The organism is Xanthomonas euroxanthea, from assembly GCF_900476395.1.
Lineage (GTDB): Bacteria > Pseudomonadota > Gammaproteobacteria > Xanthomonadales > Xanthomonadaceae > Xanthomonas > Xanthomonas euroxanthea.
In genome coordinates, this window is record NZ_UIHB01000006.1 from 29,507 (window position 1) to 55,112 (window position 25,606).

20 protein-coding genes are annotated in these 25,606 nt (G+C 66.4%); 15 read left to right on the forward strand and 5 right to left on the reverse strand.

Annotated elements, in window-relative coordinates; translation table 11 throughout:
- Window positions 1-387: 387 nt before the first annotated feature.
- The gene (locus tag CPBF1521_RS17415) at window positions 388-1,485 is read right to left on the reverse strand and encodes a dipeptide epimerase (RefSeq protein ID WP_115677784.1); all 1,098 of its coding nucleotides are present in this window, start codon (window positions 1,483-1,485) and stop codon (window positions 388-390) included.
- The gene (locus CPBF1521_RS17420) at window positions 1,482-2,894 is read right to left on the reverse strand and encodes an SH3 domain-containing protein (protein WP_115677785.1); all 1,413 of its coding nucleotides are present in this window, start codon (window positions 2,892-2,894) and stop codon (window positions 1,482-1,484) included. Before CPBF1521_RS17420 ends, CPBF1521_RS17415 begins: the two co-directional genes overlap by 4 nt.
- A gap of 311 nt (window positions 2,895-3,205) precedes the next feature.
- Between CPBF1521_RS17420 and CPBF1521_RS17425 the strand changes: the two genes are divergently transcribed.
- The 10 genes from CPBF1521_RS17425 to hglS all read left to right on the forward strand — a co-directional run bounded on the left by CPBF1521_RS17425 (window position 3,206) and on the right by hglS (window position 10,746).
- The gene (locus tag CPBF1521_RS17425) at window positions 3,206-4,012 is read left to right on the forward strand and encodes an N-acetylmuramoyl-L-alanine amidase (protein WP_115677951.1); all 807 of its coding nucleotides are present in this window, start codon (window positions 3,206-3,208) and stop codon (window positions 4,010-4,012) included.
- Window positions 4,013-4,110: 98 nt separating this feature from the next.
- The gene (locus CPBF1521_RS17430; protein ID WP_181901281.1) at window positions 4,111-4,857 is read left to right on the forward strand and encodes a M15 family metallopeptidase; all 747 of its coding nucleotides are present in this window, start codon (window positions 4,111-4,113) and stop codon (window positions 4,855-4,857) included.
- Window positions 4,858-4,934: 77 nt separating this feature from the next.
- The gene (locus CPBF1521_RS17435) at window positions 4,935-5,132 is read left to right on the forward strand and encodes a CPXCG motif-containing cysteine-rich protein (RefSeq protein WP_104584113.1); all 198 of its coding nucleotides are present in this window, start codon (window positions 4,935-4,937) and stop codon (window positions 5,130-5,132) included.
- A gap of 137 nt (window positions 5,133-5,269) precedes the next feature.
- Entirely contained in the window at window positions 5,270-5,647 is a 378-nt protein-coding gene (locus tag CPBF1521_RS17440) for a hypothetical protein (RefSeq protein ID WP_104584112.1), read from the forward strand.
- A gap of 224 nt (window positions 5,648-5,871) precedes the next feature.
- Window positions 5,872-6,234, forward strand: a complete 363-nt coding sequence (locus tag CPBF1521_RS17445) for an EF-hand domain-containing protein (RefSeq protein ID WP_104584111.1) — start codon at window positions 5,872-5,874, stop codon at window positions 6,232-6,234.
- A 300-nt stretch (window positions 6,235-6,534) separates the two neighbouring features.
- Window positions 6,535-6,942, forward strand: coding sequence for an EF-hand domain-containing protein (locus CPBF1521_RS17450; protein ID WP_181116620.1), 408 nt, complete (start codon window positions 6,535-6,537; stop codon window positions 6,940-6,942).
- Window positions 6,943-6,979: 37 nt separating this feature from the next.
- The gene (locus CPBF1521_RS17455) at window positions 6,980-7,738 is read left to right on the forward strand and encodes an HAD family hydrolase (RefSeq protein ID WP_115677786.1); all 759 of its coding nucleotides are present in this window, start codon (window positions 6,980-6,982) and stop codon (window positions 7,736-7,738) included.
- A gap of 258 nt (window positions 7,739-7,996) precedes the next feature.
- The gene (locus CPBF1521_RS17460; RefSeq protein ID WP_104584109.1) at window positions 7,997-8,572 is read left to right on the forward strand and encodes a hypothetical protein; all 576 of its coding nucleotides are present in this window, start codon (window positions 7,997-7,999) and stop codon (window positions 8,570-8,572) included.
- Window positions 8,573-8,601: 29 nt separating this feature from the next.
- Entirely contained in the window at window positions 8,602-9,219 is a 618-nt protein-coding gene (locus tag CPBF1521_RS17465) for a hypothetical protein (protein WP_104584108.1), read from the forward strand.
- Between the two features lie 159 nt (window positions 9,220-9,378).
- A complete protein-coding gene (hglS, locus tag CPBF1521_RS17470; protein WP_115677787.1) occupies window positions 9,379-10,746 on the forward strand; it encodes a 2-oxoadipate dioxygenase/decarboxylase HglS in 1,368 nt (455 codons plus the stop codon).
- A gap of 782 nt (window positions 10,747-11,528) precedes the next feature.
- Here the strand turns inward: hglS and CPBF1521_RS17480 are convergent.
- The 3 genes from CPBF1521_RS17480 to CPBF1521_RS17490 form a co-directional block, all read right to left on the reverse strand.
- Window positions 11,529-14,669 (reverse strand): efflux RND transporter permease subunit, encoded by a 3,141-nt coding sequence (locus CPBF1521_RS17480; RefSeq protein WP_115677788.1) that lies wholly within the window; start codon window positions 14,667-14,669, stop codon window positions 11,529-11,531.
- A 145-nt stretch (window positions 14,670-14,814) separates the two neighbouring features.
- Window positions 14,815-18,063, reverse strand: coding sequence for an efflux RND transporter permease subunit (locus tag CPBF1521_RS17485; protein ID WP_115677789.1), 3,249 nt, complete (start codon window positions 18,061-18,063; stop codon window positions 14,815-14,817).
- Window positions 18,064-18,156: 93 nt separating this feature from the next.
- Window positions 18,157-19,398, reverse strand: a complete 1,242-nt coding sequence (locus CPBF1521_RS17490) for an efflux RND transporter periplasmic adaptor subunit (RefSeq protein ID WP_104650033.1) — start codon at window positions 19,396-19,398, stop codon at window positions 18,157-18,159.
- Window positions 19,399-19,654: 256 nt separating this feature from the next.
- Between CPBF1521_RS17490 and CPBF1521_RS17495 the strand changes: the two genes are divergently transcribed.
- The 5 genes from CPBF1521_RS17495 (at window position 19,655) to CPBF1521_RS17515 (ending at window position 25,590) form a co-directional block, all read left to right on the forward strand.
- The gene (locus CPBF1521_RS17495) at window positions 19,655-20,971 is read left to right on the forward strand and encodes a M20 family metallopeptidase (RefSeq protein WP_104584103.1); all 1,317 of its coding nucleotides are present in this window, start codon (window positions 19,655-19,657) and stop codon (window positions 20,969-20,971) included.
- Window positions 20,972-21,128: 157 nt separating this feature from the next.
- Window positions 21,129-21,944, forward strand: coding sequence for an NADPH-dependent 7-cyano-7-deazaguanine reductase QueF (gene queF / locus CPBF1521_RS17500; protein WP_115677790.1), 816 nt, complete (start codon window positions 21,129-21,131; stop codon window positions 21,942-21,944).
- A 102-nt stretch (window positions 21,945-22,046) separates the two neighbouring features.
- Window positions 22,047-22,340 carry a LysM peptidoglycan-binding domain-containing protein gene (locus CPBF1521_RS17505; RefSeq protein ID WP_104584101.1) on the forward strand — a complete coding sequence of 98 codons (294 nt, stop codon included), beginning with the start codon at window positions 22,047-22,049 and terminating at the stop codon, window positions 22,338-22,340.
- Between the two features lie 73 nt (window positions 22,341-22,413).
- Complete coding sequence (locus CPBF1521_RS17510) at window positions 22,414-22,971, forward strand: hypothetical protein (protein ID WP_115677791.1); 558 nt, start codon at window positions 22,414-22,416, stop codon at window positions 22,969-22,971.
- Window positions 22,972-23,358: 387 nt separating this feature from the next.
- Window positions 23,359-25,590 carry an NADP-dependent isocitrate dehydrogenase gene (locus CPBF1521_RS17515; protein WP_115677792.1) on the forward strand — a complete coding sequence of 744 codons (2,232 nt, stop codon included), beginning with the start codon at window positions 23,359-23,361 and terminating at the stop codon, window positions 25,588-25,590.
- Window positions 25,591-25,606 lie beyond the last annotated feature (16 nt).

The window sequence follows — 25,606 nt, forward strand, 5'->3', positions numbered from 1 at the left end:
GAATGGGTCTGGCAGGGTGAGCTGCGTTGAGTCGATCGGCTGTTGGCGGCGACAGTGCGGTGCCTCGACACTGCATTGCTGACCAACACCTTATCGCTACTGTACCCAGCAACGCAGCTGTGTAGTGCATGCGTGCGCGATGTTCGTGTGCGTGCTTGGCGGGCCTTGGAGCGGCTGAGACCATTGGAGAGTGCGGGTATGCATGGTTTCAGTAGGGCAACCGACGAACTCTCTGGTGCGGTGCCCTGGCCGTTTGCGGGGCCGTGTGGCGGCCTGGATGCCGCCAACGAGCCTCCACGGACGGATTCACGGCGTGTCCTGCGAGCGGCGAGGGCACCGCGCGCTCGACAGACCGACCGACGCGGCTTGGAAATATCCAATGGCGCGTTAGCCCGGCAACAGCTCCAGCACGCGGATGCGGCGGATGCCCAGGCCTGGGGAGTCGTCGATATGGATCCGGGCATCGTCGAAATGCACGCCGCCCTCGGTGGGATCGAACTGCCCGAGTGCAGGCGCATCCAGATCTGCCAGGGTGATGCTGTCGGCCTTGGCCACCGCCAGATGCACTGCCGCGGCCACGCTGATGCTGGATTCGATCATGCAGCCGATCATGCACGGCACGCCGTACACGGCCGCGATATCGGCAATGCGGATCGCATTGGATAGCCCGCCGGTCTTCATCAGCTTGATGTTGACGATATCGGCGGCGCGGCGCTGGATGAGGTCGATCACCTGGACCGGCGAGAACACGCTTTCGTCGGCCATCACCGGCGTGTCGATCCGTGCGCTGACAAACGCCAGCCCGTCGATGTCCGCGGCCCTGACCGGCTGTTCCACCAGTTCCATCACGATGCCGGCGTGTTCCAGCGTGCGCATGGTGCGCACCGCCTGTTTGGGCGTCCAGCCCTGGTTGGCATCCAGGCGCAGCGATGCGCGACCAGCGACCGCGGCATGCATCGCCATGATCCGTTCGACGTCCGAGTCGCTGTCCTTGCCGACCTTGATCTTCAGCGACCGATAGCCGCGTGCGAGCGCCGAGTGCGCCTGCGCCACCATCACCTCGATGCTATCGACGCTGATGGTGATGTCGGTGGTGATGCGCGGCGTGCCGCCGCCAAGCGCCTGGTAGAGCGGGGTGCCGAAGCCCTGCGCCCATAGGTCGTAGAGCGCGATCTCCACCGCCGCCTTGGCGCTGGTGTTGCGCTCCAGCGCGTGTTGCACCAGCACGCATAGCCGGTTGAGATCGGCCACGTCCTGGCCGATCAACGCCGGGCCGATGCAATGGCTGATGGCGGCGATGATGGCGCCGTGCGTATCGCCGGTGATCGGCGCGGTGGCCGGCGCGGCGCCATAGCCGATATGGCCGCTATCGGTCTGCAGCAGCACCACCACGTCCTCGATCGCCTGCACGGTGCGTATCGCAGTCTTGAACGGGGTCTTCAATGGCACGCGCAGCATGCCGAGGCGAAAGCCGGTGATCTTCATGGGGAGCCAATCGGTGCGATGCGTTGGATGCGGGTGATGTGATCGACGAACGGCGTGCCGTCGCTGGCGAGCAGGGGCAGCAGCGGGGTCACCGACACACCGTTCAAGCGCGCGCGCTGCACGTCGCCGGCCACGTCGCGGTAATGGGCACCGGCCACATCATGGATCACCCATGGTGCACCGTGCTCGTGTCCGATCACCAGCATCACATGACCGGGGATATAGATCAGATCGCCGACCTGCAGCCGTGCAAGTTGCTGCAGGCGCTGCGGCAATGGCGCCTGCGTCTGGAACGGAACGCCGAGCAGTGCCGGACTGCGTGCCTGGTCGCCGGTATTGCGTGGCAATGCGATGCCCAGGCTGCGATACACGTCCAGCACGAACCCACTGCAGTCGCGCGCATCGTAGTCGTTGCCCCAGCCATAGCGTTCGCCGAGGAACTTGAACGCCTGCTGCAGCAATGCCGCAGGCGTGGCCGGCAGCGGGCCAAGGCGCACGTCGGCGCCGCGCGGAATCAGCGCCGGCACCAGCTGCAAACGCCCGTCGCTGCCGCGCAGCGGCAACTGCACGACGTAGGCAGCCTGCGGCAGCTGCCCGTTGACCGGCTGTTGCGGCGGCCAGTCGCCGAGCAGCGGCACGCTGGTGCCCATGTCCAGCGTCAGTGCGGAGACGGCCGGCACGTCCGGGGTGTAGGCGCTCTGCACGCGTGCGCCGGCGACCACCAGCCGTGGGCGGCGGCGTGCGTAGTCCAGCACCTCGCGACGCGTGCCCAGGGCAATCCGGTCGGCAGCAATCCAGGCCGCATAGTTGGCCGCCAGCACGAAGTGCCATGCACCATCGGCGCTGGTATGCAGCACCGCCACCGGCGTGCCGGGGTAGAGCGCCGATTCCTGGAAGCGGTCGATATCGTGGTCGTCGGTGGTGCTGAACACGCGCTGCGCGGTGGGGAAGGTGCGCAGTGCCGCACGCTGCACCACCAGCGCAAACCGGGGCGTGACCTGTGCGGGCAGTGCATCCAGTGCCAGGGCCTGGCGCAGCGTCGCAAGGCGCGAGGCATCGATGCTGCGCCCATCGCTGTCGTAGAGCGCACGCGTCGGTGTGGCCGACCGTGCTTCGATGCGCGCGCGCACCTCGGCCGCGGGTAGTACCTCGGCCAGCTGCGACAGGTCGTGCATGGAGCCATCGTCGCGCAGCAAGCGTGCATTGAGGCCGGCAATCTGCGCGGCCGTCATGCGCAGCGTCTGCGCGTTGCGACTGCGCTGGATCCAGTAGTCGGCCGCCAACTGCGCATCGCTGGCCGCAAATGGCGCGGTGTGCGGCGTTGGGGTGGCAGGGTTTGCCGCAACGGCACCGCAGGGCAGGCCGATGACCAGCAGCAACAACGTCAGCAGGCAGCGCGACAATGGCATGAAGAAGACTCTTGAGGGGTGCAGCGACTGGCAAGGCTTTTTACAGGGAATCACGACCGCAGGCGCGCGGACCTGCGCCGACCACGCCGGCTTGTAGTGTACGCATGCGCAAGTATCCCCGGTGCGTGTCGCATGGCGCAGCGGTGCCGTAAGGTCTGTCGGTCTCTGCGCACGTGCAGTCTGCCTGCCACCGGCCGCAGCCGCGTGCTGCACGCCATCGCCCCGCACAGCAGATAATGGCCGCCTCGCATGCGCGGCCCATCGGGGCGCAGGTACAGCGCAGGCCCTTGTCGTTTCGCCAGGAGAATCCGATGTCATCTGCTTCCACGCCATCGCCATCGTCGTGGCTACGCGCCGCGCTGTGTCTGGTGGTGCTGTCATTGGGCGCGTGTGCGCACACGCCGCAGCGCAATCCGCTGGCCCGGTGGGTGCCTTCGCCCAATTACGACGCACGGCGGCCGATCCTGATCGTGCTGCACTTCACCGACCAGCAGTCGGTGCCGCAGAGCCTGGGCACGCTGCGCGGGCGCAATAGCGGCGGTCGGGTCAGTGCGCACTATCTGATTGGCGAAGATGGCACACGCTATCAACTGGTCAGCGACGACCAGCGCGCCTGGCACGGCGGTGCCGGGCGCTGGGGCACCATCACCGACATCAACTCCGCCTCGATCGGCATCGAGCTGGACAACGACGGCAGCGAGCCGTTCGCGCCCGCCCAGATCGACAGCCTGCTGGTGCTGCTGGACGACCTGTGCACCCGCCTGCGCATCCCGCGCACCCAGGTCGTCGGCCACGAAGACGTGGCCCCGACCCGCAAGAACGACCCCGGCCCGCTGTTTCCGTGGAAGCGCCTGGCCGACGCCGGCTTCGGCCGCTGGCCTGCCGCCGATGCCCCCGCCGCGCCGGCAGGTTTCGATCCCTGGCAGGCGCTCGCCTTGCTCGGCTACAGCCTCGACGATCCCGCCGCCACCCTGCAGGCGTTTCATCATCACTACCGCAGCAGCGACGCCCGCACGCTGGATGCCGAGGATGCGCGCATCCTGCATGCGTTGACCGGGCCGCTGCGACTACCCGGCCTGCCGGCTGCGGCAGAACGGCTTGAGAGCGACGGTTCATAGGTGCATCGTGGTCGCAGCCGCCATGCGTCTTCTTGGCGAGCCGATACGGACGCGATACTTCCGGCGCAGTGTTTCCATATGGTTGCAAAGGAGAAACGATGAGGCACATCAAGTCGGCACGGACATTATCTTCTCGGTTTCGGGGCAAGGTCTGTTGCGCCCTGCTGTCGATTGCGTTGGTGCCGTGCGTTGCCACAGCCGCCCAGGTGCACATCTCTTCAGCAACGACCGCCGCACAAGCCGGTCTGGTCAATGTGCAGGACCTCGCGCCGGAAATCGCGGTGGACATGCGTTATGCGGGCAGCAACAACTTCACCGGGCGCGTGGTGCCGGGGTATCTGGCGCCCACCTGCTATTTGCTGCGTCCGGCCGCGGAGGCCCTGGCGCGGGTGGCGCGGTCGCTCAAGCCCCAGGGCTATCGACTGCAGGTGTTCGATTGCTACCGGCCGGTGCGGGCGGTGCAGGCATTCGTGGCCTGGGCTGCGGATCTGCAAGACCAGTCGACCAAGGCGCAGCACTACCCGCGCGTGGACAAACGCGCGCTGCTGGGGGACTACATCGCCGAGACCTCCGGGCATAGCCGCGGCGCAACGCTGGACCTGGGGCTGCTGGACTGCCGGCACGGCCCATGCCAGCCGGTGGAGATGGGCACCGAGTTCGATTTCTTCGATGCGCGTGCGCATACCGATGCGCGCGACATCAGCCCGGTACAGCGTGCCCACCGCCAGCAGTTGTTGCATGCGATGGCGGCGGAGGGATTTGCCAATTATCCGATGGAGTGGTGGCACTTCACGTTCCGCCCCGAGCCGATGCCGGAGACCGCGTTCGATGTGCCGGTCAACTGAATGACGCGCCGCAGGCGGTGACGCGGCACCGCACTATCCCTGTTGTCCATCACTCCAAGCCGCTGCAAGGAATTGCCATGTCCGACCCGGAACGCTTTGTCGATATCGCCTGCCCGTATTGCGGGGAGTGGATCACCCTGACGCTGGATCTGACCGGCGGCGACCAGCATTACATCGAAGATTGCCAGGTGTGCTGCAAGCCGATCTCGGTCAGCGTGCAATGGGATGAAGAAGGCGAAGCGCAGGTGCGTGCGCGCGGGCAGGACGATGCGTGAGCACGGCGTGTCGCGGGATCGGGCAGCTGGATCACCCGGCCCAGCCTCGTTCGCATCACCGCTCGCGCCTGCGGCTTTGGCCGGGATCCATCCACCGCAACCGCTAGACTGATGCGCCTGCTGCCTGGATGGTCACGATGAATCTGCCCCTGCACTTCGGTCTGCTCGGTTCACTGGAGGCTGGCCTGATCGCGTTGGTGCTGGGCGTGCTGGTCTTCGCAGCGGTCGAGCACCTCGGCCGGCGTCTGCACTTCAGCCACGGGCACACGCTGGGCATTGCCTGTCTGCTCGCGGTCGCCATCGGCGGCGGCTACGACATCTGGAATCTCGTCTATACCAGCATCGTGCGGCTGGAGTCGCCGCTCTACGCGCGTCTGGCACTGGCCAGGATCCACGATCCGAATGAATTGGGATCGCGCGTGGTGCTGGAAGTGGCCGGGGCGATCGCGGGCGTCGTGGTGGGTTGGAAACTGTTCAGCTCCGGCAGCTGGGACGACGAGGCGCCGACTACGTAAAACCACGCGCTGAAATGCGGCGTGGTTCGCATATTTCCATGCATTGAATGCGGTGCTTCTGTTTGGCTCACCGATGTCTAACAGACGGCTAGACGCAAACATTCGGCGGGTGGTTAAGAGGATGTTTTGCAGGAAATTGCGGCGGGTTTTACGTTCATTCGGGCTGGGTAAGGTGGGGCCATGTGCGGCGACACCGCGCATTCCCAAGCCAAGGAGACCACCCAATGAAGAATCGCAACCGCACCTCGCTGCTCGCCGCCACCGCCGCTCTTGCCGCCGCCCTGGCGCTGCCGGCCATGGCGCAGAGTACGCAGCAGGATGCCGCCGCGACGTCGGCCCAGTCGGGAAGTTCTGCCACCACTGCAGCGCAGCCTGCGCAATCCGGCGGCGGCCAGACCTGGGCGAGTGTCGACACCGACAGCGACGGCGCCATCAGTACGCAAGAGGCCCAGGTCAACGCCGGGCTTGCGCAGATCTTCAATGACGCCGATTCGGACAAGAACGGCAAACTGACCCCGGATGAATACAAGGCCTTTGTCGTCAAGCAGCAGGGCGGCGCCGCGGCAAGCGGGTCGCAAGGCAACTGAGGGCAACTGAGGGAGGAGTACGCAACGCAGTGAGTTCGTTTGCTGACAGTTCTTTCGATATCAGGAGGCAGCTTCCGCAGTCGCAGTTGTTTGAACAACGGTTCGATCCGCAGCATTGCTGTCAGATGCCCGGCTTGAGCATGTACTTGAGCAAATAGCAGCATGACCAGGTAACAGGATGGACACGCGGGAGCGATCTGCCAGGGTCGCTCCCGTTTTCTTTACGTGCGCCGCGCTACATTCGCCGGCCCGTCTCCTTGGCACATGCCCATGCTGCCGCGCATTGCCGTGTTAATCGGCCTGTCGAACCCATTGTGGGCCCTGGCGGCGCCGCCAGAGTTGCCGCCCGCCAACCCGCCGCGTGCGGGGTCTTCCAGCGCAGGACCGACAGCACCGGTAATGGCGCCGTTGCCGATCGACCCACCGTCGCCTGCCACCACGCCCTTGCTACCGGCCGACGCTGCCGCGCCATCGGCTGCCAAGGGTGGGGCAGAGGCCGCGCTGGTGCCACAAGCCGGCACGCTGGCGCCACGCACCTTCCGCAGCCTGGACAGCGATGCCGATGGTGCATTGACCCCGGCCGAAGCAGGCGCCGACCCCGTCCTGCGCGAGAATTTCGCCGGCTTCGACAGCAATGGCGATGGGCGCCTGTCGCGCGACGAATTTGCCAGCTACCAGCCCGGCCCGGGCGATGCCGCAGGGGATTGATCGCAGCAGCGCTCCAGTGCGCTGCTAAACTGTCGCGATGAGCTCTCTTGCACAGCGCGACGGCCAGGCGATCCAACTGGTCGGCTTCGACGGCGACGATACCCTCTGGAAAAGCGAGGACTATTACCGCACTGCCGAGGCGGATTTCGAAGCGATCCTGGCCGCGTATCTGGATCTGGGCGACAGCCGCATGCAGCAGCATCTGCTGGCGGTGGAACGGCGCAATCTCAAGGTGTTCGGCTACGGCGCCAAGGGCATGACGCTGTCGATGATCGAGACAGCGATCGAACTGACGCAGGCGCGCATCAACGCACGCGACATCCAGCGCATCGTCGAAATCGGCCGGGCCACGCTGCAGCACCCGGTGGAGGTGATTGCCGGCGTGCGCGAGGCGGTCAGCGCGATCGCCGCCGACTATGCGGTGGTGCTGATCACCAAGGGCGACCTGTTCCATCAGGAGCAGAAGATCGAGCAGTCCGGTCTGGCCGATCTGTTTCCGCGCGTGGAGGTGGTGTCCGAAAAGGATCCCCACACCTATGCGCGCGTGCTGGGCGAGTTCGACCTGCCGGCGCAGCGCTTTGTGATGATCGGCAATTCCCTGCGCTCGGACGTGGAGCCGGTGCTGGCCATCGGTGGCTGGGGGATCTACACCCCGTACGCGGTCACCTGGGCGCACGAGCAGGAGCACGGGGTGGCCGCCGACGAACCGCGCATGCGCGAAGTGCCCGACGCCGCCGGCTGGCCGGCGGCAGTGCATGGCCTGGATGCACTGGCCAGGCAGCACGCGCTAAGCTGAGCACCGCGGCACGCGTCTGCGGGTATGGGGAGCGGCCGCGGCCGCTTGGGATGCCTGCTCCGTATCGACTCGCCTTAGGTCGTCGCACCGCCGTGGTAGTGGCTGGATTTTCCACGTCGGCTGCAGGAGCCAGGGGGCGGGCGTGACCGAGGCGCCGGTTTGCAGATGCTATGAATCAACATGCGGGCGTATCGCAGTGCCCGCCAACAGGACGTTCCGGCCACCAGGCGTGCGTGGCCGACCTTGGAGGGATTGCCCATGAACATGTTGTCCGTCATCCATCATGCAGTGCTGGCCGTTGCGCTGGGGCTGCTTGTGGGCGCCACGCCGCTTGCGGCGGCCGAGCTGGAAGAAGAAATCATCAATCCGAGCGAGGTGATCTTTCGCGACGGGCAGCCGTACTACGACGATGCGGGCGACTATGTGCGTCTTCGCACGCGCAAGGTGGGTGGGGAGACCGTGTATTTCCGCACCGTCCGCTTCGACCGAGAGCAAGGCTATGTGGATGCGCACGGCCAGAGCATCGCGACATTGCAGTCCCGCCCGACTGCGGGCGATCGCGCTTCCGCGTTTTCGGCCGATCGATATTCCGATGCCCGCGATGGCGGTGCCTATAGCGGTTATGGCTATGGCCGTGAGCTACGGTTTGGTGCATCGCGCAACCGTCCGTATGGGCAGATCTACTACGGCAACGGCCTGTACGGGCCGGACCCGTACAGCAGCCCGCACAACCGCGATGCGCGTCAGCGTTACATCGGTCCCGGTTACGTGGGCTCCTGCGACCTGAGCGGCTGCCGCGAGGTGCATTCCATCGGCTTTTACGATCTGCGCTGACACGCGTGTGGCCTGACACCGGCGCGTGCATGCGGCATCATCGGGGCATGCCTGCCTTCCGCTCCCCTCGGTTGCGATCGCTGCCACTGCTGGCTGCCCTTCTGGCTCCGGCGCTGGCAATGGCACAGGGCGTACCGGCGCCGGCTGCCGGCATCCCGGCGCAGGAGGCTGCGCCGGCGGTGATGCCCGGCACCGGCGATGCGTGGGTGGACCAGCATCTTGCCGATATGGGCAGCTATGCGCAGCGCTATCCCGACAGTTTCATCGATGAGGTTGCCCGCTATACCGAGACCCCGCGCGGCTATGTGCAGGCGCTGTTGCAGGTGCATGGCTGGCATGCCGGCGACATCTACTTCGCCTGCGCGTGGGCGCACACGGTGCAGCTGTCGTGCCGCGAAAGCGTGCGCGCCTACACGCGCGACCATCATGACGGCTGGGAGGGTGTGATCACGCGGCTGTCGGTGGCACCGGATAACGCGCATCTGCGCGCGCTGCGGCATGCCATCGTCGCCAGCTACGACCGCTGGGAACGGCCGATCACCCTCGACGCAATCCTACGTCGCCAGCTCGGCGATCATGCGCAGCGGCTGGAGGCTGCGCGCGAGGCCAGCGAGGCGGCCGACGCCGCAGCGCAGGCGGGGTTGTAACGCGGCGCAAGGCGCTTCGCTGGAGTCGGGCGTGCTACGGCCGCGGCTGTCTGCGCGGCAACGCGCGGACGCGATGCTGCCGTGCAGCTGGTCGCCGTGGGGCGCGGTCGGCGAGAATGCGGCAACGCCGGCGTTGGCCGGCACTGCCAAGACCAGCCCATGCGCGATACCGTGTTTGTCTCCCCCGATCACATCCGCAGCCTGTTCGCGCAGGCGATGTCGGACATGTATCGCGCCGAGGTGCCGTTGTACGGCGACCTGATGGCGCTGGTGGCGCAGGTCAATGCTGACACCCTGAACGCCGATCCGGCCCTGGCCGCGCGCCTGCAGCGCAATGACGAGCGTGCACGCCTGGATCTGGAACGGCATGGCGCCATCCGGGTCGGCACGGCGCAGGAACTGGCCACGCTGCGGCGGCTGTTTGCGGTGATGGGCATGCATCCGGTGGGGTATTACGACTTGTCGGTAGCGGGCGTGCCGGTGCATTCCACCGCGTTTCGCCCGATCGACGAGGCGGCGCTGTCGGCCAATCCATTCCGCGTGTTTACCTCCTTGCTGCGGCTGGAATTGATCGAAGACGCCGCACTGCGTGCGCAGGCGGCGCAAATCCTGGAGCAGCGGCAGATCTTCACTGCCGCCGCGCTGGAGCTGATCGAGCAGCATGAGCGTCACGGTGGACTGGAGGCGGCGCAGGCACAGCAGTTCGTGGCCGAAGCGCTGGAAACCTTCCGCTGGCATGGCGATGCCACGGTCTCGCTGCCGACCTACCGCGCGTTGAGCCAGGCGCACAAGCTGATCGCCGACGTGGTGAGTTTCCACGGCCCGCATATCAATCACCTGACGCCGCGCACGCTGGATATCGATGCGGCGCAGGCGCAGATGCAGCGCGCCGGTATCGATGCCAAGGCGGTGATCGAGGGGCCGCCGCGTCGGCGTGTGCCGATCCTGCTGCGCCAGACCAGCTTCAAGGCCCTGGAGGAGCCGGTGCGCTTTGTCGGCGACAGTGGGCAGGCCGAGCACGGCACGCATACCGCACGCTTCGGCGAGATCGAACAGCGCGGACTCGCACTGACCCCCAAGGGCCGCGCGCTGTACGACGCGCTTTTGGCGCAGGCCCGCGACAGCGATGGCGCGGGCAGCACCGGCGCCGATTACGCCACGCGCCTGCAGACCGCGTTCGTGGCGTTTCCCGACGACGAAGCCGTGCTGCGTCAGGAAGGCCTGGGCTATTTCCGCTACGCGCTGACCGAGGCCGGACGTGCCGACCCCGCGCAAGTGGCGGCACTGCCGGCAGAAACCGCGATTGCGCTCGGTCTGCTCAGCGCCGATCCGATCATCTATGAAGACTTCCTGCCGGTGAGTGCGGCCGGCATCTTCCAGTCCAATCTCGGCGGCGCCGAGCAACGCGCCTACGCCGCCCATTCGAGCAAGCGCAGCTTCGAACAGGCGCTGGGTGCGCAGGTACACGATGAGTGCGCGTTGTACGCACAGCTGGAACGGGCGTCGCTGCAGGCGTTGCTGGTGTAGCGGTCCCGCTGCGGCGCGTGCGTGTGCAGGCCTGCGATCGCCGGCCCTGTCGCGCGTGGCGTGATCGCGCGGTGCATTGGTCAAAAGCTCGGTGGGTCGAGGGCAACGCACCAGGACGTCGGTCGGTTGTCGGGTCAAAAAAAGCCATCGCTACGCCTGCTTTGGGAACGCCGAGACGGTCGCCGTCGACGTGTTGAAACCTCGCGTCTGCTCTGCCCGTCTTGGGAGGCTGAGTGGGCGCGCCGTTACCGAGCAATGCGCGTCATGCATTGCTTGCACCATGCGCACCGACCATCTCAATGGGTCCTTGCCCGCTCACCGTCGCGGGACCTTACGCGGCATGGATGCCGCGTAAGAGCCTACAGGGACGTACTTGCGGCGTGTCCTGCGATGGTGGGCGGGCAAGGGCCCCGCAGCCAACCCACAGATCAGCCACTCTAGGACTGATCCATCAGTACTGCCCAATCACACCAAGACATCCAAAAATTCGACTCTTAGCATCGTTTGAGTTCAGTCAACGCCGAGCACGTCGAGGGCGAGGTGTCCTCACCACTTGCGGAACACGCCGCAAGCACGTCCATGTAGGCGCGGTGGCGGCATCCATGCCGCCACACGGTCCCGCAAGCGGCGAGGGCACCGCACCTGCCAAGTTGGTCGTGTACCGATGGGAACCAGAAAGCCTGCGCCATCCATATGGCGGTGAGCTAATAAAAAAAGCAGCCCGATCTGTTACCCAAACAAAGACCGCACGCGTCTGGCGGGGTGCGGTCTTTTGAGCAGGCTCAGTGCGCCGAGGTTGCCGGGCGCCGTGCCGCCGCGCGCTCGGCCCGACGTGCACGCGCGCGTGCGCGCCGCGCCTTCCAGCGTTCGCTCAGGCAGGAGAAGATCACGTACAGCGCCGGGGTGCTGAGCAGGGTCAGGCCCTGCGAGAAGATCAGCCCGCCGATCATCGCGATGCCCAGCGGGCGGCGCAGTTCCGAGCCTTCGCCCAGGCCTACCGCCAGCGGGACTGCGGCCAGGATCGCCACCATCGTGGTCATCATGATCGGGCGGAAGCGCACGATCGAGGCTTCGCGCGCAGCCGCGCGCGCATCCATGCCGTGCACGCGCTGCGCCACCAGCGCGAAGTCGATCATCATGATCGCGTTCTTCTTGACGATGCCGATCAGCAGCACCAACGCGATCATCGAGATCACCGACAACTCCGTGTTGGTGAGGAACAACGCCAGCAGCGCGCCGACGCCGGCGGCCGGCAGCGTGGACAGGATGGTCACCGGGTGGATCAGGCTCTCGTACAGCATGCCCAGCACGATGTAGACGGTGAGCACCGCGGCCAGCAGCAACACGCCCATCGAGTTGGGGCTGAGTTGCACGTTGAAGCTGTCGTCGCCGCTGAGGCGGATGCCGTCGGGCATGCGCAAGCCCTCCACGGTGGACTTGATGATCAGGTCCGCCTCGCCGGTGCTCACGCCCGGTGCGAGGTTGTAGCTCAGATCCATCGTAGTGTACTGGTTCTCGTGAACGATCTGCGGCGGCGCCAGCCCGGGCACCTGGGTGGCGACGGAGGTGATCGGCACCATCAGGCCGGCGCGATTGGGCACGAACACCTGATCCAGCGCCTTGGGCGTTGCCGTCTGCGAGGGCAGTGCGTTGACCACCACGCTGTACTGGTTGAGATCCGAATAGATGGTGGAAATGGAGCGCTGGCCGAACGCGCCATACAGCGCGCCATCGATGGCACCGACCGAAATGCCCAGGCGCGCGGCCTTGGCGCGGTCGATCACGATGTTCTGGCGCAGGCCCGAGGTATCCACGTCGGTGCCGACATCGCGCAGGCGCGGATTCTTCTTCAACGCGGCCTGCAGTTTGGGCAACCATTCCTGCAGCTGGGCCAGGTCGTTGCCTTGCAGCGAGACACGGTACTGCGCGCCCTGGCTGGTGCCGCCACCGCCGTCGCTGGGCAGGTCCTGGATCGCGCGCAGACGCAGATCCAGATCCGGGTAACGGTCGGCCTTGGCGCTCAGGCGCGCGACCACTTGCGCGGTGGTCTCGCGGCGGCCTTCGTCGCGCTTCTTCAATTCGATGTTGAACGACGCACTGGAACCCTGGCGACCGGAACCCAGCCGTGCACCGACAGTCTTCACCGCCGGGTCGGCCATCAACATGTCGGTGATGTGGCGCTGGCGGCTGACCATGTCGGCAAACGACACCGTCGCGCTGGAATTGGCGCGGCCCCAGATCAGGCCGGTGTCCTGCGCCGGGAACGAGCCCTTCTTGACCGCACCGCCGAGGAAGACGGTGGCGGCGATCAGCAGCAGCGGCGTCAGCGACAGCAGCAAGGCGTGCCGCAGCGAGAAATCCAGCGCCACCGTGTACACCGCGAGCATGCGCTCGTGCATGCGGTCCAGCCAGGCGCCGAAACGGCTAGGTTTTTCCGGTTCGGTGTGCGCGGACAGAAAGCGGCTGCACAACGCCGGCGTCAAGGTCAGCGACACCAGCATCGACACCACGATCGCCGCCACCAGGGTCACGGTGAACTCGCGGAAGAACGCGCCGATCATGCCGCTGGCAAACAGCATCGGAATGAACACCGCCACCAGCGAGGCAGTGATCGACACGATGGTGAAGCCGATCTCGCGCGCACCGGCCAATGCGGCATCCAGGCGCGGCATGCCTTCGTCCAGATGCCGCATGATGTTTTCGATCACCACGATCGCATCGTCGACCACAAAGCCAATGGCGATCACCAGCGCCAGCAGGCTGAGGTTGTTCAAGGTGAAGCCCAGTACGTACATCACCAGCGCCGAGCCGGCCAGCGACAGCGGCACGGTGACCGCCGCGATCAGCGTCGGGGCCAGGCGGCGCAGAAACAGTGCCATGGTCAGGATCACCATCACCAGGCTGATCATCAGCGTGGCCTGCACCTCGTGCAGCGAGGCGCGGATGGTCGGGGTGCGGTCGAAGTAGGGCGTCAGCGTGGTGCCGGGCTGCAGGTAGGCGCGCAGCTCGGGAATCTGCGCCTTTACCTGGTCCACGGTTTCGACGATGTTGGCGCCGGCGCGGGTGAAGGCATACATCACCACCGCCGGCTTGCCGTCGAACCAGGCCGCCTGGTAGGCGTCCTGCTGGCCGTCGTAGACGGTGGCCACATCGCCCAGCCGCACGATGCGCCCGTTGGACTGGGTGGAGATTGCCAGCTGCGCGAAGTCGGCGGCCTTGGACACCGAATCGTTGGCCACGATCGCCATGGTGGTGTTGCCGTCGGACAGAAACCCGGTCGGCGAAGTGACGTTGGCCGCGCGCACCGCATTGCGCAGGTCGTCCGGGGTCAGGCCCAGCGCATTGAGCGCACGCAGGTCCACGTCCACGCGTACTGCCGGCGTGGAGGCGCCTGCGATGTCGACCGAACTGATGCCGGTGATCTGGCGCAGCCGTTGCGCCAGCAGCGAGTCGGCAACGTTGTAGAGCTCATCGGCCGATTGCGTGTCCGAGGTCAGCGCGATGGCGATGACCGGGTCGTCGTTCGGATTGGCTTTCGAATAGATCGGCGTGCCGAGCCCGGACGGCAGGTCCGACTGCGAGGAGTTGATCGCGGTCTGCACGTCCTGCGCGGCCGAATCGATGTTGCGATTGCTCTGGAACACCAGCACCACCAGGCTGCTGCTCTCCGAACTGGAGGAGCGCATGCGGTCGATGCCGGGCAACTGGCCCAGGTGGCGTTCCAGGGGCGCGGTGACGGTGGAGGCCATGGTGCTGGCATCGGCGCCGGACTGCGTGGCGTGCACGAAGATCACCGGAATCTGGATGTTCGGCAACGCCGCCACGCCCAGCCGCAGGTAGCACATCAATCCGATCACGAACAAACCGATCGCCAGCAGCGCGGTGCCGATCGGGCGCTTGATGAAGGGCGCGGAGATGTTCATGGCCGTGGTGCCGGGAGTCGGGATTCGGGAATCGGGAATCGGGAAAGGCCAGAACCAAAGCCGAAACCAAAGCGACTGCCACGCGTGCGTGCGGGCGGGCGATGCCGCGGGCCAGCGGATCGGTCAGCGATACCGCTACCGGTCCTCATGCCGGGCGCTCCGGGCTTGGAGCCGCAGCTGCATCGCCATGACGTGCGGCGCGGCGCGCGCGCCAGTCGCGCAGCCGCTCGCCGGCACGTTCCATGTACAGGTAGATCACCGGCGTGGTGTACAGCGTCACCAGCTGCGACAGCAGCAGGCCACCGACGATGGCGATGCCGAGCGGACGCCGCAGTTCCGAGCCGATGCCGGTGCCCAGGGCCAACGGCAGCGCGCCCAGCATCGCCGCGGCGGTGGTCATCATGATCGGGCGGAAGCGCAGCAGGCAGGCGCGGCGGATCGCCTCGTGCGCGTTGGCGCCTTCGCGGCGTGCGTCGATGGCGAAGTCGATCATCATGATCGCGTTCTTCTTGACGATGCCGATCAGCAGCACGATGCCGACGATGCCGTCCACCGACAGGCTCAACCCGCACAGCATCAGTGCCAGCAGCGCGCCGACGCCGGCCGGCGGCAGCGTGGAGATGATCGTCAGCGGATGGATGTAGCTCTCGTACAGCACGCCCAGCACGATGTAGATCACCACGATCGAGGCCAGCAGCAGCCAGACGATGTCGGTCTGGCTGCCGGTGAATTCGGCCGCCTTGCCGACGAACTGCGCGTGCACCTGGGTCGGGATCTTCAGGTCCTGGCGCGCCTGCTCGATCGCCGCCACTGCCTGCGACAACGAATGCCCCGGTGCCAGATTGAACGAGATGGTGACCGCCGGCAGCTGCTGCTGGTGGCTGACCACCAGCGGCGTGTTGGTGACCTTGGCCTCGGCCAGTGCGGCCAGCGGAATGATGCTGCCGGCACCGACCACGATGCCGGTGTTCTGCGCGCCCACGCCCGTGGCGGTGGACGAATTGGACGAGGTCAGCTGGCCGAAGCTGGTCGCATTGGTGCCGGTCAGCGCGCCGCTGCCGTTGCTGGCCACCGCCAGCTGGTTCATCAACGCGGTGCTGCTGCGGAATTCCGGCGCCACCTCCAGCACCACCCGGTACTGATTGAGCTCGGTGAAGATGGTGGAGATCTGGCGTTGGCCGAAGGCGTCGTACAGCGTGTCGTCGATGGTCTGCATCGGTACGCCGAGCATGCTGGCCTTGTCGCGGTCGATGCTCAGCTCCAGCGCACGGCCCTGGTTGGCCAGGTTGTTGTCCACGTCGGCCAGCTCGGGCAGCTTGCGCATCGCCTCGGTCATGCGCCCGGCCCAGGTGGCCAGCTCGCTGCTGTCCACGTCCGATATCGAATACTGGTATTCGGTGGCGGCCACGCGGGTGTCCAGGGTGACGTCCTGCACCGGCTTGAGGAACAGCGCCACGCCCGGAATGCCGGCCACCGCCTTTTGCAGGCGCGGCAGCACCTCGTCCAGGCCCTCGCGGTCGCCGCGCGTCTTCAGCACGATCGCCAGCTGTCCCTGGTTGATGGTGGGGTTCATGGTGCCGGCGCCGATGAAGGCGGCCACGCCGGTCACCGCCGGGTCCTTCTGCAGCGCCGCGGCCACCGCCTGGGTGCGCTGCTCCATCTGCGGGAACGCCACGTTCTGGTCGGCCTGCACCACCCCGGTGATCAGGCCGGTGTCCTGCTCGGGCAGCAGGCCCTTGGGGATCGCCACGTACAACACCACGGTCAGCGCCACTGCGCCGATCGCCACCGCCAGGGTCAGCGGCTGGTGCGCCAGCACCCAGTCCAGGCTGCGTTCGTAGGCGCCCACGGTGCGCGTCCACAGGTTGGTCTTGCCGGCGGCGGCGGCGCGTTCGTGCGCGTCCTCGCCTTCGGGCAGGGCGTCGGGCTTCAGCAGGTAGGCGCACATCATCGGCGTCAGCGTCAGCGACACCAGCATCGAGATCACCACCGCAATCGACAGCACCCACGCAAACTCATGGAACAGGCGCCCGGTCACGCCCGGCATCAGCAGCAGCGGCAGGAACACCGCCACCAGCGACACGGTCAGCGACAGCACGGTGAAACCGATCTGCCTGGCGCCTTCTTCGGCCGCTTCCCGCCCGCTCCTGCCCTGTTCGATGTAGCGCACGATGTTCTCGATCATCACGATCGCATCGTCGACCACGAAACCGGTCGCCACCACCAGCGCCATCAGCGACAGGTTGTCCAGCGACATGCCGGCAAACGCCATCACCCCGAAGGTGCCGGCCAGCGACAGCGGCACCGCCACCGAGGGGATGATGGTGGCCCACAGCCGGCGCAGGAACACGAAGATCACCCCCACCACCAGCGCGATGGTCAGCACCAGGGTGAACTTCACCTCGTGCACCGAGGCGCGGATGGTTTCGGTGCGGTCGGAGAACACCTCCAGGTGGACGTCGGCCGGCAGCACCGACTGCAGCTGCGGCAGGATGCCGCGGATCTGCTCCACCGTCTGCACGATGTTGGCGCCGGGCTGGCGTCGGATTTCCAGCAGCACCGCCGGCTTGCCGTCGGCCCAGGCGGCGAGCTGGTCGTTCTCCACGCCGTCGACCACGTTGGCCACATCGGCCAGCCGCACCGGGCGGCCGTTGCTGTAGCTGATGATGGTTTCGCGGTATTGCGCCGCGTCGGTGAGCTGGTCGTTGGTGCCGATGCTGTAGGACTGGGTCTTGCCGTTGAGCGACCCCTTCGGCGCGCTGACATTGGTCTGGGTCAGCGCGCTGCGCAGCGACTCCATGGTCAGGCCCATGTTCGACAGCTGCGCCGGATTGACCTGGATGCGCACCGCCGGGCGCACGTTGCCGGCGATCGACACCAGCCCCACGCCCGGCACCTGCGACAGGCGCTGGGCCAGGATCGCATCGGCATAGCGGTTGACCTCGCGCAGCGGCAGCGAGTCGGAGGTGAGCTTGAGGGTCAGGATCGCCGCGTCGGCCGGATTGACCCGGTTGTAGACCGGTTGATACGGCAATGACGAGGGCAGGGTGGCCTGACGGATCGCCGCCTGCACATCCTGCGCGGCGATGTCGATGTCGCGGTCCATCGAGAACTGCAGGATGATCGTGGACAGGCCTGCCGACGAATCGGAGGTCATCATCTGCAGCCCGGAGATCTGCCCGAACTGGCGCTCCAGCGGCGTGGTCACCAGCGAGGCCATGGTGGTCGCGTTGGCGCCGGGATACTGGGTGGTGACCACCAGGCTAGGTGCATCGATTTCCGGCAGCGCCGAGACCGGCAATTGCCGGTAGCCCAGGATGCCCAGCAGCAGGATGCCCGCCATCAACAACGAGGTGGCGATGGGACGGCGGATGAAGATGGTCGAAAAGCCCACGGGGGGTGTCCTTGCTGAAGACGTCAATCGATGCCGGCGCGCATGGCGCCGATGCGCACCGGCGACGGAAGTCCCGTCGCCGGTGCGCGCGAGTTAGCGCGGACCGCCGCCGCCGCGTCGGCCACCGGCGCCGCCACGGCTCTTGTCCTGCGCGGCCTTGAGTTCGGCCTCGGTCGGCTCCGGCGGGGTTTCGCCGGGCTTGAGCGCACTGACCTTGCTGCCCGGCTTGAGCCGGAACTGGCCTTCGGTGACTACCCGCTCGCCCGGCTTGAGCCCCTTGGTGACCTGCACATGGCTGTCGTCCACTTCCACGCCCTGCACCACGGTGCGCATCTGCGCGGTGTTGTCGCTGCCGACCACGTAGACGTAATCGCCGTCCGGGCCGCGCTGCACGGCCTGGGTCGGCACCACGGTGCCGCCGGAGATGGTGCGCAGCTGCAGGCGCACGTTGACGAACTGGCCCGGCCACAACGCGTTGTCGGTGTTGGCGAAGATCGCACGCGCACCGAAGGTGCCGCTGTCGGCGGCGATGCGGTTGTCGATCACCTCCAGCTTGCCGTCGCCGCTGATCACGTGCGCATCGCCGCGATCCAGCGCCGCCACGTCCAGCGGGGCAGCCGCCTGGCCGCTGCGCACGGCCTGCAACTCGCGCTCGGGCAGGTTGAAGGACACGTAGATCGGGCGGATCTGGGTCAGGGTGACGATGGTGGAGCTGGCGCTGACGATATTGCCCACGTCCACGCCGCGGATGCCGGCAATCCCGTCGATCGGCGCGGTCACGCGGGTGAACTGCAACTGCACCTGCGCCGAGCGCATCTGCGCATCGTTGGCCGCCACCGCCGCCTCGTACTGCGCCACCTGGTTACGCTGGGTATCCAGGTCTGTGCGCGAGACGTACTGCTTGTAGGCCGGGTCGTTGGAGCGCTGGTAGTTCACCCGCGAGGTCGCCAGCAGCGCCTGGTTCTGGCGCTTGGCCGCCAGTGCCTGGTCGTAGCTGGCCTGCAGGGTGCGCGGGTCGATCTGCGCCAGCAGCTCGCCCTTCTTCACTTCCTGGCCTTCCTTGAAGTTGAGGCTCATCAGCTGGCCGCCGACCTGCGGGCTGACCGTGACCGTATTGAGCGCGGTCACCGTGCCCAGCGCGCTGGCGTAGACCGGCACATCCTGGGTGGTGGCGGCCACGACCGTGACCGGCACCGGGCCGCTGTTCTCGGTGCCATTGCCGTCCGGCGCGTCCGCCCGCTTGCCGTGGTTGCCCCCGCCGAACATCCGCATGGCGACGAACACCACGACGAGCACCGCTACGACCAGCAGTGTGATCTTCCAAAAACGCGACATGCGACAACTCCTGATGGCGGGCCGGGCGCTGGTGCGACCGTGGGGCGGCTGTGCGCAGCATATCGTTGCGGTCAGGCAATTGAGCGTTACTGAAGTAACGGCTCGCCGGGCGAAACGACCGCAGCGTTCACGGATGCAGTGCAGCGGCAACGCGCCAGGGCCGATGCGGTTGACCGCAGGACTGAATCGAGCCCCACTGCCGCCCGCCGGGCACGCGCCTGCACTACATTAAGCAACCATCTTCAGAGGATTGCCGATGCGCCACTCCCGCCTGCTGACCAGCGCCTTGCTGCTGGCCCTGCCCACCCTGGCCGCCGCCCAGGCTGCGCCCCGGCCCGAGGTGCAGGCCGCCGCCGCGCCGTTGCAGACCAAGCTGGTGCAGTGGCGCCGCGACTTCCATCAGCACCCGGAACTGTCCAACCGCGAGGAGCGCACCGCCGCCACCGTGGCCGCGCAGCTGCGCAAGCTCGGCCTCAAGCCGCGCACCGGCATCGCCCATCACGGCGTGGTGGCCATCATCAAGGGCGGCAAGCCGGGTCCGAAGATCGCCTTGCGCGCCGACATGGATGCCTTGCCGGTCAAGGAGCAGACCGGCCTGCCGTTCGCCTCCAAGGCCACCGCCGAGTACCGCGGCGAGCAGGTCGGGGTGATGCACGCCTGCGGCCACGACGCCCACACCGCGATCCTGCTCGGGGTGGCCGAGGCGCTGGTGGGCATGCGCGAGCAGCTGCCGGGCGACGTGATGCTGATCTTCCAGCCCTCCGAGGAAGGCGCGCCGGGCAACGAGGAGGGTGGCGCGTCGCTGATGCTCAAGGAAGGCCTGTTTGCCGACTTCAAGCCACAGGCGGTGTTCGGCCTGCATGTGTTCTCCAGCGTGCAGGCCGGCAAGATCGCCGTGCGCAGTGGCCCGCTGATGGCGGCCTCGGACCGCTTCGCGATCAAGATGATCGGCCGCCAGACGCATGGCTCGGCGCCGTGGAACGGCATCGACCCGATCGTGGCCAGTGCCGACATGATCGGCGCTGCGCAGACCGTGGTCAGCCGCCGCGCCAACCTGTCCAAGCAGCCGGCGGTGCTGAGCTTTGGCGCGATCAAGGGCGGCATCCGCTACAACATCATCCCCGACGACGTGGACATGGTCGGCACCATCCGCACCTTCGACGAAGGCATGCGCCAGCAGATCTTCGCCGATCTCAAGACGGTGGCCGAGCACACCGCCGCCGCCCACGGTGCCACCGTCCAGGCGCAGGTACCGGACCAGCCCGGCAATCCGGCCACCGTCAACGACCCGGCGCTGACTGCGAAGATGCTGCCCAGCCTGCAGGCCGTGGTCGGCGCCGACAATGTCTACGAGCCGCCGTTGCAGATGGGCGCCGAAGACTTCTCGTTCTACGCCCAGCAGGTGCCGTCGATGTTCTTCTTCGTCGGCTCCACCGCCAAGGGCATCGACCCGGCCACCGCGCCCAGCAACCATTCGCCGCAGTTCCTGCTCGACGAATCGTCGCTGGATGTGGGCTTGCGGGCGCTGTTGCAGGTGTCGCTGGATTACCTGCATCAGGGGCAGGCGGGCTGAATCGGGAATCGGGAATCGTGTGCAGTTGCACGGTTCCCGTTGACCGGTGGCGATCCATTGGGCGGCGGGCTGCTCGGAGCGGCCTGCTGCTGTCGCCAGCGCGCTCCCGCGTCTGCCATATACCTCACGGCCAGCCCGCCCGGCCTAAAATGGCACGATGAATACCCCAGAAGATTCCACCCTCGGCCGTGAGGTTGCCTACCCCAGCGGCTACGATCCGTCGCTGCTGTTTCCGATTCCGCGCGCGGCCGGGCGCGAGGCGATCGGCCTGCGCGGGGCCTTGCCCTTCATCGGGCGTGACCGCTGGCATGCCTATGAACTGAGCTGGCTCGATGCGCAGGGCAAGCCGTGCGTGGCCACTGCCACCTTGCACGTGCCCTGCGATTCGCCGTCATTGATCGAATCCAAGTCGCTCAAGCTGTATCTCAATTCGCTCAACGCCACCCGCTTCAATAGCGCTGAAGCGGTGCGCACGCGCATCGCCACCGACCTGTCCACGCGCGCCGGTGCCGACGTAGCGGTGGAATTCGGCCTGCCGCCGATCGATGCGGTCGGCGAGGGCGAATCGATCGACACGCTGGACGTCAGCATCGACGACTATGGCCCGCCCAATGCCGCGTATCTGTCGGCGCACGCGCAACCGGTCGCCGAAGAAGTGCTGACCTCGGCCCTGCTCAAATCCAATTGCCCGGTCACCGGTCAACCGGATTGGGCCAGCGTCACGCTGCGCTACCGCGGCGCGCCGATCGACCGCGAAGGCCTGCTGCGCTATCTGGTGAGTTTCCGCGACCACGCCGAGTTTCATGAGCAATGCGTGGAGCGGATCTTCCATGACGTGCTGCTCCGCTGCGCGCCCGAGTGGCTGGTGGTCGAAGCGCGTTACACCCGTCGTGGCGGGCTGGACATCAATCCCTTGCGCAGCTCACCCAGCGTGCCGACACCGCTGTCGATCTTCCGCGACCTGCGCCAGTAATCGCCGCCATTGCAGGATCGCGCCAGCTTCACGGTGGCGCGATCCACGCTTAACAGCGCACCGCGCACCCTTCAGGCATCGTGATGCAAAGGGATTGCGGCAATGAATGTCGACAAGAAAGCAGATTTCTCCAACGTGACCTCCTCGGTCGACAGCACCGCGGAGGTTGCGCCTGCGGCGGATTTTTCCAACGTTCGCACCAGCGTGCAGAGCACCGCGCAACTGGTTGGCGAATCGGTCACTGTGCAGGCGGGCGACAGCCTGTCCAGCATTGCCAAGCGCCATTACGGCGACGGCAACCTGTGGCCGCGTATTTTCGAGGCCAACCGCGAAACGCTCAAGGATCCGGACAAGATCTTTCCTGGCCAGGTCCTGCAATTGCCGCCGAAGGCCTAGGCGCTCCGCGCATCCACTTCTCGAATCCACTTTTCGAAACCCACTTTTAGCTTGATCTTCCGGAGATTGATCCATGCGTACCAAATTCGTTTCCAGCACCCTCGCCATCGCGCTGGCCGGCGTGCTTGCCTTGTCGGGCTGCAGCAAGAAGGCCGATGACGACAGCGTGTCCAAGGATCCGACTTCCGGCGCCGCCACTGAAGCGATGCCGGGCCCGGCCGCAACACCGCCGGCAAGTGACCAGGCCGGCCAGAGCACGGCGACCGGCGCCGCCAGCACCGACAGCGCCGCCACGGCTGGATCGGCAGTCGCGGTCTCCAGCGTGGTGGTCGGTACCGAGGCCGCTGCCGACAAGAGCGTGACACCGTCGGCCAGCATCGGGGCCAAGAGCACCATCATCGTGTCGATCAAGACCGACGGCAGCGCCAGCAACGTGCCGGTGTCGGCCAAGATGACCTACCAGGATGGCCAGGTTGCCGGCGAACAGACCGCCACGCTCAATACCAGCGGAGCCGAGACCACCAACCTGAGCTTCAGCAAGCCCGATGGCTGGCCGGCTGGCACCTATACCGTGCAGGCGATGGTGGATGGCAAGCCGGCCGGTACGCCGCAGACCATTACGGTGAAGTAAGCGCACCGACAGGCAGGCATCTGGCACATCGCCGGCAGCCGACGGCCCGCAAGGCAATTCTTGCGGCTGTTTGATGAGGCGGGAGATGTCGCGCAGCATGCTTGACTCGCTACATGACGCAGCGGGGCGCGATCGCAAGGTCGCGCCCTTTTGCATGGATGGCCTGTTCGTTACAGCTGCATCCATTGCATTGGACGGGTGGCGGGACGGAGCATCCGCCTGTGGTCGCTTTACCCGGGCGCGGCTCAGACGCGACAATGCAATGCTGATCCATTGCCGTGTTCCACGCGCAGGCCGATCGGCGTGCCATCAGCGACCTGCGTCGCGCACGCCAATGCGGTGCCGTGAACATGGCGCTCCTTCCGACCACACGAGCCCTCGCACCTTATGTCGAAGACACCGAAGATCATCTACACGCTCACCGACGAAGCACCGTATCTGGCCACGCAGTCGCTGCTGCCGATCATCGATGCCTACACCGATACCGCCGGCATCGTGGTCGAAACCCGGGATATCTCGCTGGCCGGCCGCATCCTGTCGCTGTTTCCCGAACACCTGACCGACGCGCAGAAGATCGCCGACGACCTCGGTGAGCTGGGCGCGCTGGCCACCACGCCGGAAGCCAACATCATCAAGCTGCCCAACATCAGCGCCTCGGTGCCGCAGCTCAAGGCCGCCATCGCCGAACTGCAGGGCCAGGGCTATGCGCTGCCGGCGTATCCGGACACGCCCAAGGACGATGCCGAAAAGGACATCAAGGCGCGCTACGACAAGGTCAAGGGCAGCGCGGTCAATCCAGTGCTGCGCGAGGGCAACTCCGATCGCCGCGCGCCGCTGTCGGTGAAGAACTACGCACGCAAGCATCCGCACCGCATGGGCAAGTGGAGCAGCGATTCGAAGTCGCACGTGGCCCATATGGACGACGGCGATTTCTTTGGCAGCGAGCAATCCACCACCGTGGCGGCCGCCGGCGCGTTGAAGATCGCGTTCGTCGGTAAGGACGGCAGCAGCAGCGTGTTGAAGGACAAGGTCGCGGTCAAGGCCGGCGAGATCGTCGATGCCGCCGTCTTGAGCAAGCACGCGCTGGCCAGCTTCATCGACGCGCAGATCGCCGATGCCAAGGCCAAGGATGTGCTGTTCTCGGTGCATCTGAAAGCCACCATGATGAAGGTCTCCGACCCGGTGCTGTTCGGCGTGGTGGTCGGCGAGTTCTACAAGGACACGTTGAGCAAGCATGCCGATGCGCTCGCGTCGGTCGGCTTCGATCCCAACAACGGCATCGGCGATCTGTATGCCCGTATCGCCACGCTGCCGGAAGCGCAGCAGGCGCAGATCAAGGCCGATATCCAGGCCGAATACGCGCAGCGTCCGGCCCTGGCGATGGTCAACTCCGACAAGGGCATCACCAACCTGCATGTGCCCAGCGACGTGATCGTCGATGCATCCATGCCGGCAATGATTCGCGACTCCGGTCAGATGTGGAATGCCGAAGGCAAGCTGCAGGACACCAAGGCGGTGATCCCGGATCGCTGCTACGCCGATGTCTACCAGGCGGTGATCGATGACTGCAAGGCGCATGGCGCATTCGATCCGTCCACCATGGGCTCGGTGCCCAACGTCGGCCTGATGGCGCAGAAGGCCGAGGAATACGGCTCGCACGACAAGACCTTCCAGCTTGCCGCCGCCGGCACCGTCAAGGTCACCGACGACACCGGCGCTACTGTCTTCGAACATGCGGTGGAAGCCGGCGACCTGTGGCGCATGTGCCAGGTCAAGGACGCGCCGATCCAGGACTGGGTCAAGCTGGCCGTCGAACGTGCGCGCCTGAGCGAGACGCCTGCGGTGTTCTGGCTGGACAAGGCCCGCGCGCACGATGCGCAGGTCATCGCCAAGGTTGAAACCTATCTGAAGGATCACGACACCAACGGCCTGGATATCCGCATCCTGCCGCCGGTGGAAGCGACCACCTTCTCGCTGGAGCGCATCCGCAAGGGCCAGGACACCATCTCGGTCACCGGCAACGTGCTGCGCGATTACCTCACCGACCTGTTCCCGATCCTGGAGCTGGGCACCAGCGCCAAGATGCTGTCGATCGTGCCGCTGATGGCCGGTGGCGGCCTGTTCGAGACCGGTGCCGGTGGCTCGGCGCCCAAGCACGTGCAGCAGTTCGTCGAACAGAACAGCCTGCGCTGGGATTCGCTGGGCGAATTCCTGGCCCTGGCCGCCTCGCTGGAGCATCTGGGCAACCGTTACGACAACCCGTCGGCCACGGTGCTGGCCAAGGCGCTGGACGTGGCCAACGGCCAGTTCCTGGACAACAACAAGTCGCCAGCGCGCAAGGTCGGTGAACTGGACAACCGCGGCAGCCACTTCTATCTGGCGATGTACTGGGCGCAGGCCCTGGCTGCGCAGACCGAGGACACCGCCCTGCAGGCCAAGTTCGCACCGCTGGCCAAGGCCCTGACCGAGAACGAAGCCACCATCGTGGCCGAGCTCAACGGCGCCCAGGGCAAGCCGGTCGAGATCGGCGGCTACTACCACCCCGATCTGGCCAAGGTCAGCGAGGCGATGCGCCCGAGTAAAACCTTCAACGACGTGCTGGCCACGCTGAAGGCCTGATCCGGCGCACCGCCTG

Excerpts from the sequence above, each read along its gene's own strand:
- CPBF1521_RS17415 (WP_115677784.1), bottom strand. The coding sequence starts at position 1,485 with ATGAAGATCACCGGCTTTCGCCTCGGCATGCTGCGCGTGCCATTGAAG.
- CPBF1521_RS17420 (WP_115677785.1), bottom strand. The coding sequence starts at position 2,894 with ATGCCATTGTCGCGCTGCCTGCTGACGTTGTTGCTGCTGGTCATCGGC.
- CPBF1521_RS17425 (WP_115677951.1), top strand. The coding sequence starts at position 3,206 with ATGTCATCTGCTTCCACGCCATCGCCATCGTCGTGGCTACGCGCCGCG.
- CPBF1521_RS17430 (WP_181901281.1), top strand. The coding sequence starts at position 4,111 with ATGAGGCACATCAAGTCGGCACGGACATTATCTTCTCGGTTTCGGGGC.
- CPBF1521_RS17435 (WP_104584113.1), top strand. The coding sequence starts at position 4,935 with ATGTCCGACCCGGAACGCTTTGTCGATATCGCCTGCCCGTATTGCGGG.
- CPBF1521_RS17440 (WP_104584112.1), top strand. The coding sequence starts at position 5,270 with ATGAATCTGCCCCTGCACTTCGGTCTGCTCGGTTCACTGGAGGCTGGC.
- CPBF1521_RS17445 (WP_104584111.1), top strand. The coding sequence starts at position 5,872 with ATGAAGAATCGCAACCGCACCTCGCTGCTCGCCGCCACCGCCGCTCTT.
- CPBF1521_RS17455 (WP_115677786.1), top strand. The coding sequence starts at position 6,980 with ATGAGCTCTCTTGCACAGCGCGACGGCCAGGCGATCCAACTGGTCGGC.
- CPBF1521_RS17460 (WP_104584109.1), top strand. The coding sequence starts at position 7,997 with ATGAACATGTTGTCCGTCATCCATCATGCAGTGCTGGCCGTTGCGCTG.
- CPBF1521_RS17465 (WP_104584108.1), top strand. The coding sequence starts at position 8,602 with ATGCGGCATCATCGGGGCATGCCTGCCTTCCGCTCCCCTCGGTTGCGA.
- hglS (WP_115677787.1), top strand. The coding sequence starts at position 9,379 with ATGCGCGATACCGTGTTTGTCTCCCCCGATCACATCCGCAGCCTGTTC.
- CPBF1521_RS17480 (WP_115677788.1), bottom strand. The coding sequence starts at position 14,669 with ATGAACATCTCCGCGCCCTTCATCAAGCGCCCGATCGGCACCGCGCTG.
- CPBF1521_RS17490 (WP_104650033.1), bottom strand. The coding sequence starts at position 19,398 with ATGTCGCGTTTTTGGAAGATCACACTGCTGGTCGTAGCGGTGCTCGTC.
- CPBF1521_RS17495 (WP_104584103.1), top strand. The coding sequence starts at position 19,655 with ATGCGCCACTCCCGCCTGCTGACCAGCGCCTTGCTGCTGGCCCTGCCC.
- queF (WP_115677790.1), top strand. The coding sequence starts at position 21,129 with ATGAATACCCCAGAAGATTCCACCCTCGGCCGTGAGGTTGCCTACCCC.
- CPBF1521_RS17505 (WP_104584101.1), top strand. The coding sequence starts at position 22,047 with ATGAATGTCGACAAGAAAGCAGATTTCTCCAACGTGACCTCCTCGGTC.
- CPBF1521_RS17510 (WP_115677791.1), top strand. The coding sequence starts at position 22,414 with ATGCGTACCAAATTCGTTTCCAGCACCCTCGCCATCGCGCTGGCCGGC.
- CPBF1521_RS17515 (WP_115677792.1), top strand. The coding sequence starts at position 23,359 with ATGTCGAAGACACCGAAGATCATCTACACGCTCACCGACGAAGCACCG.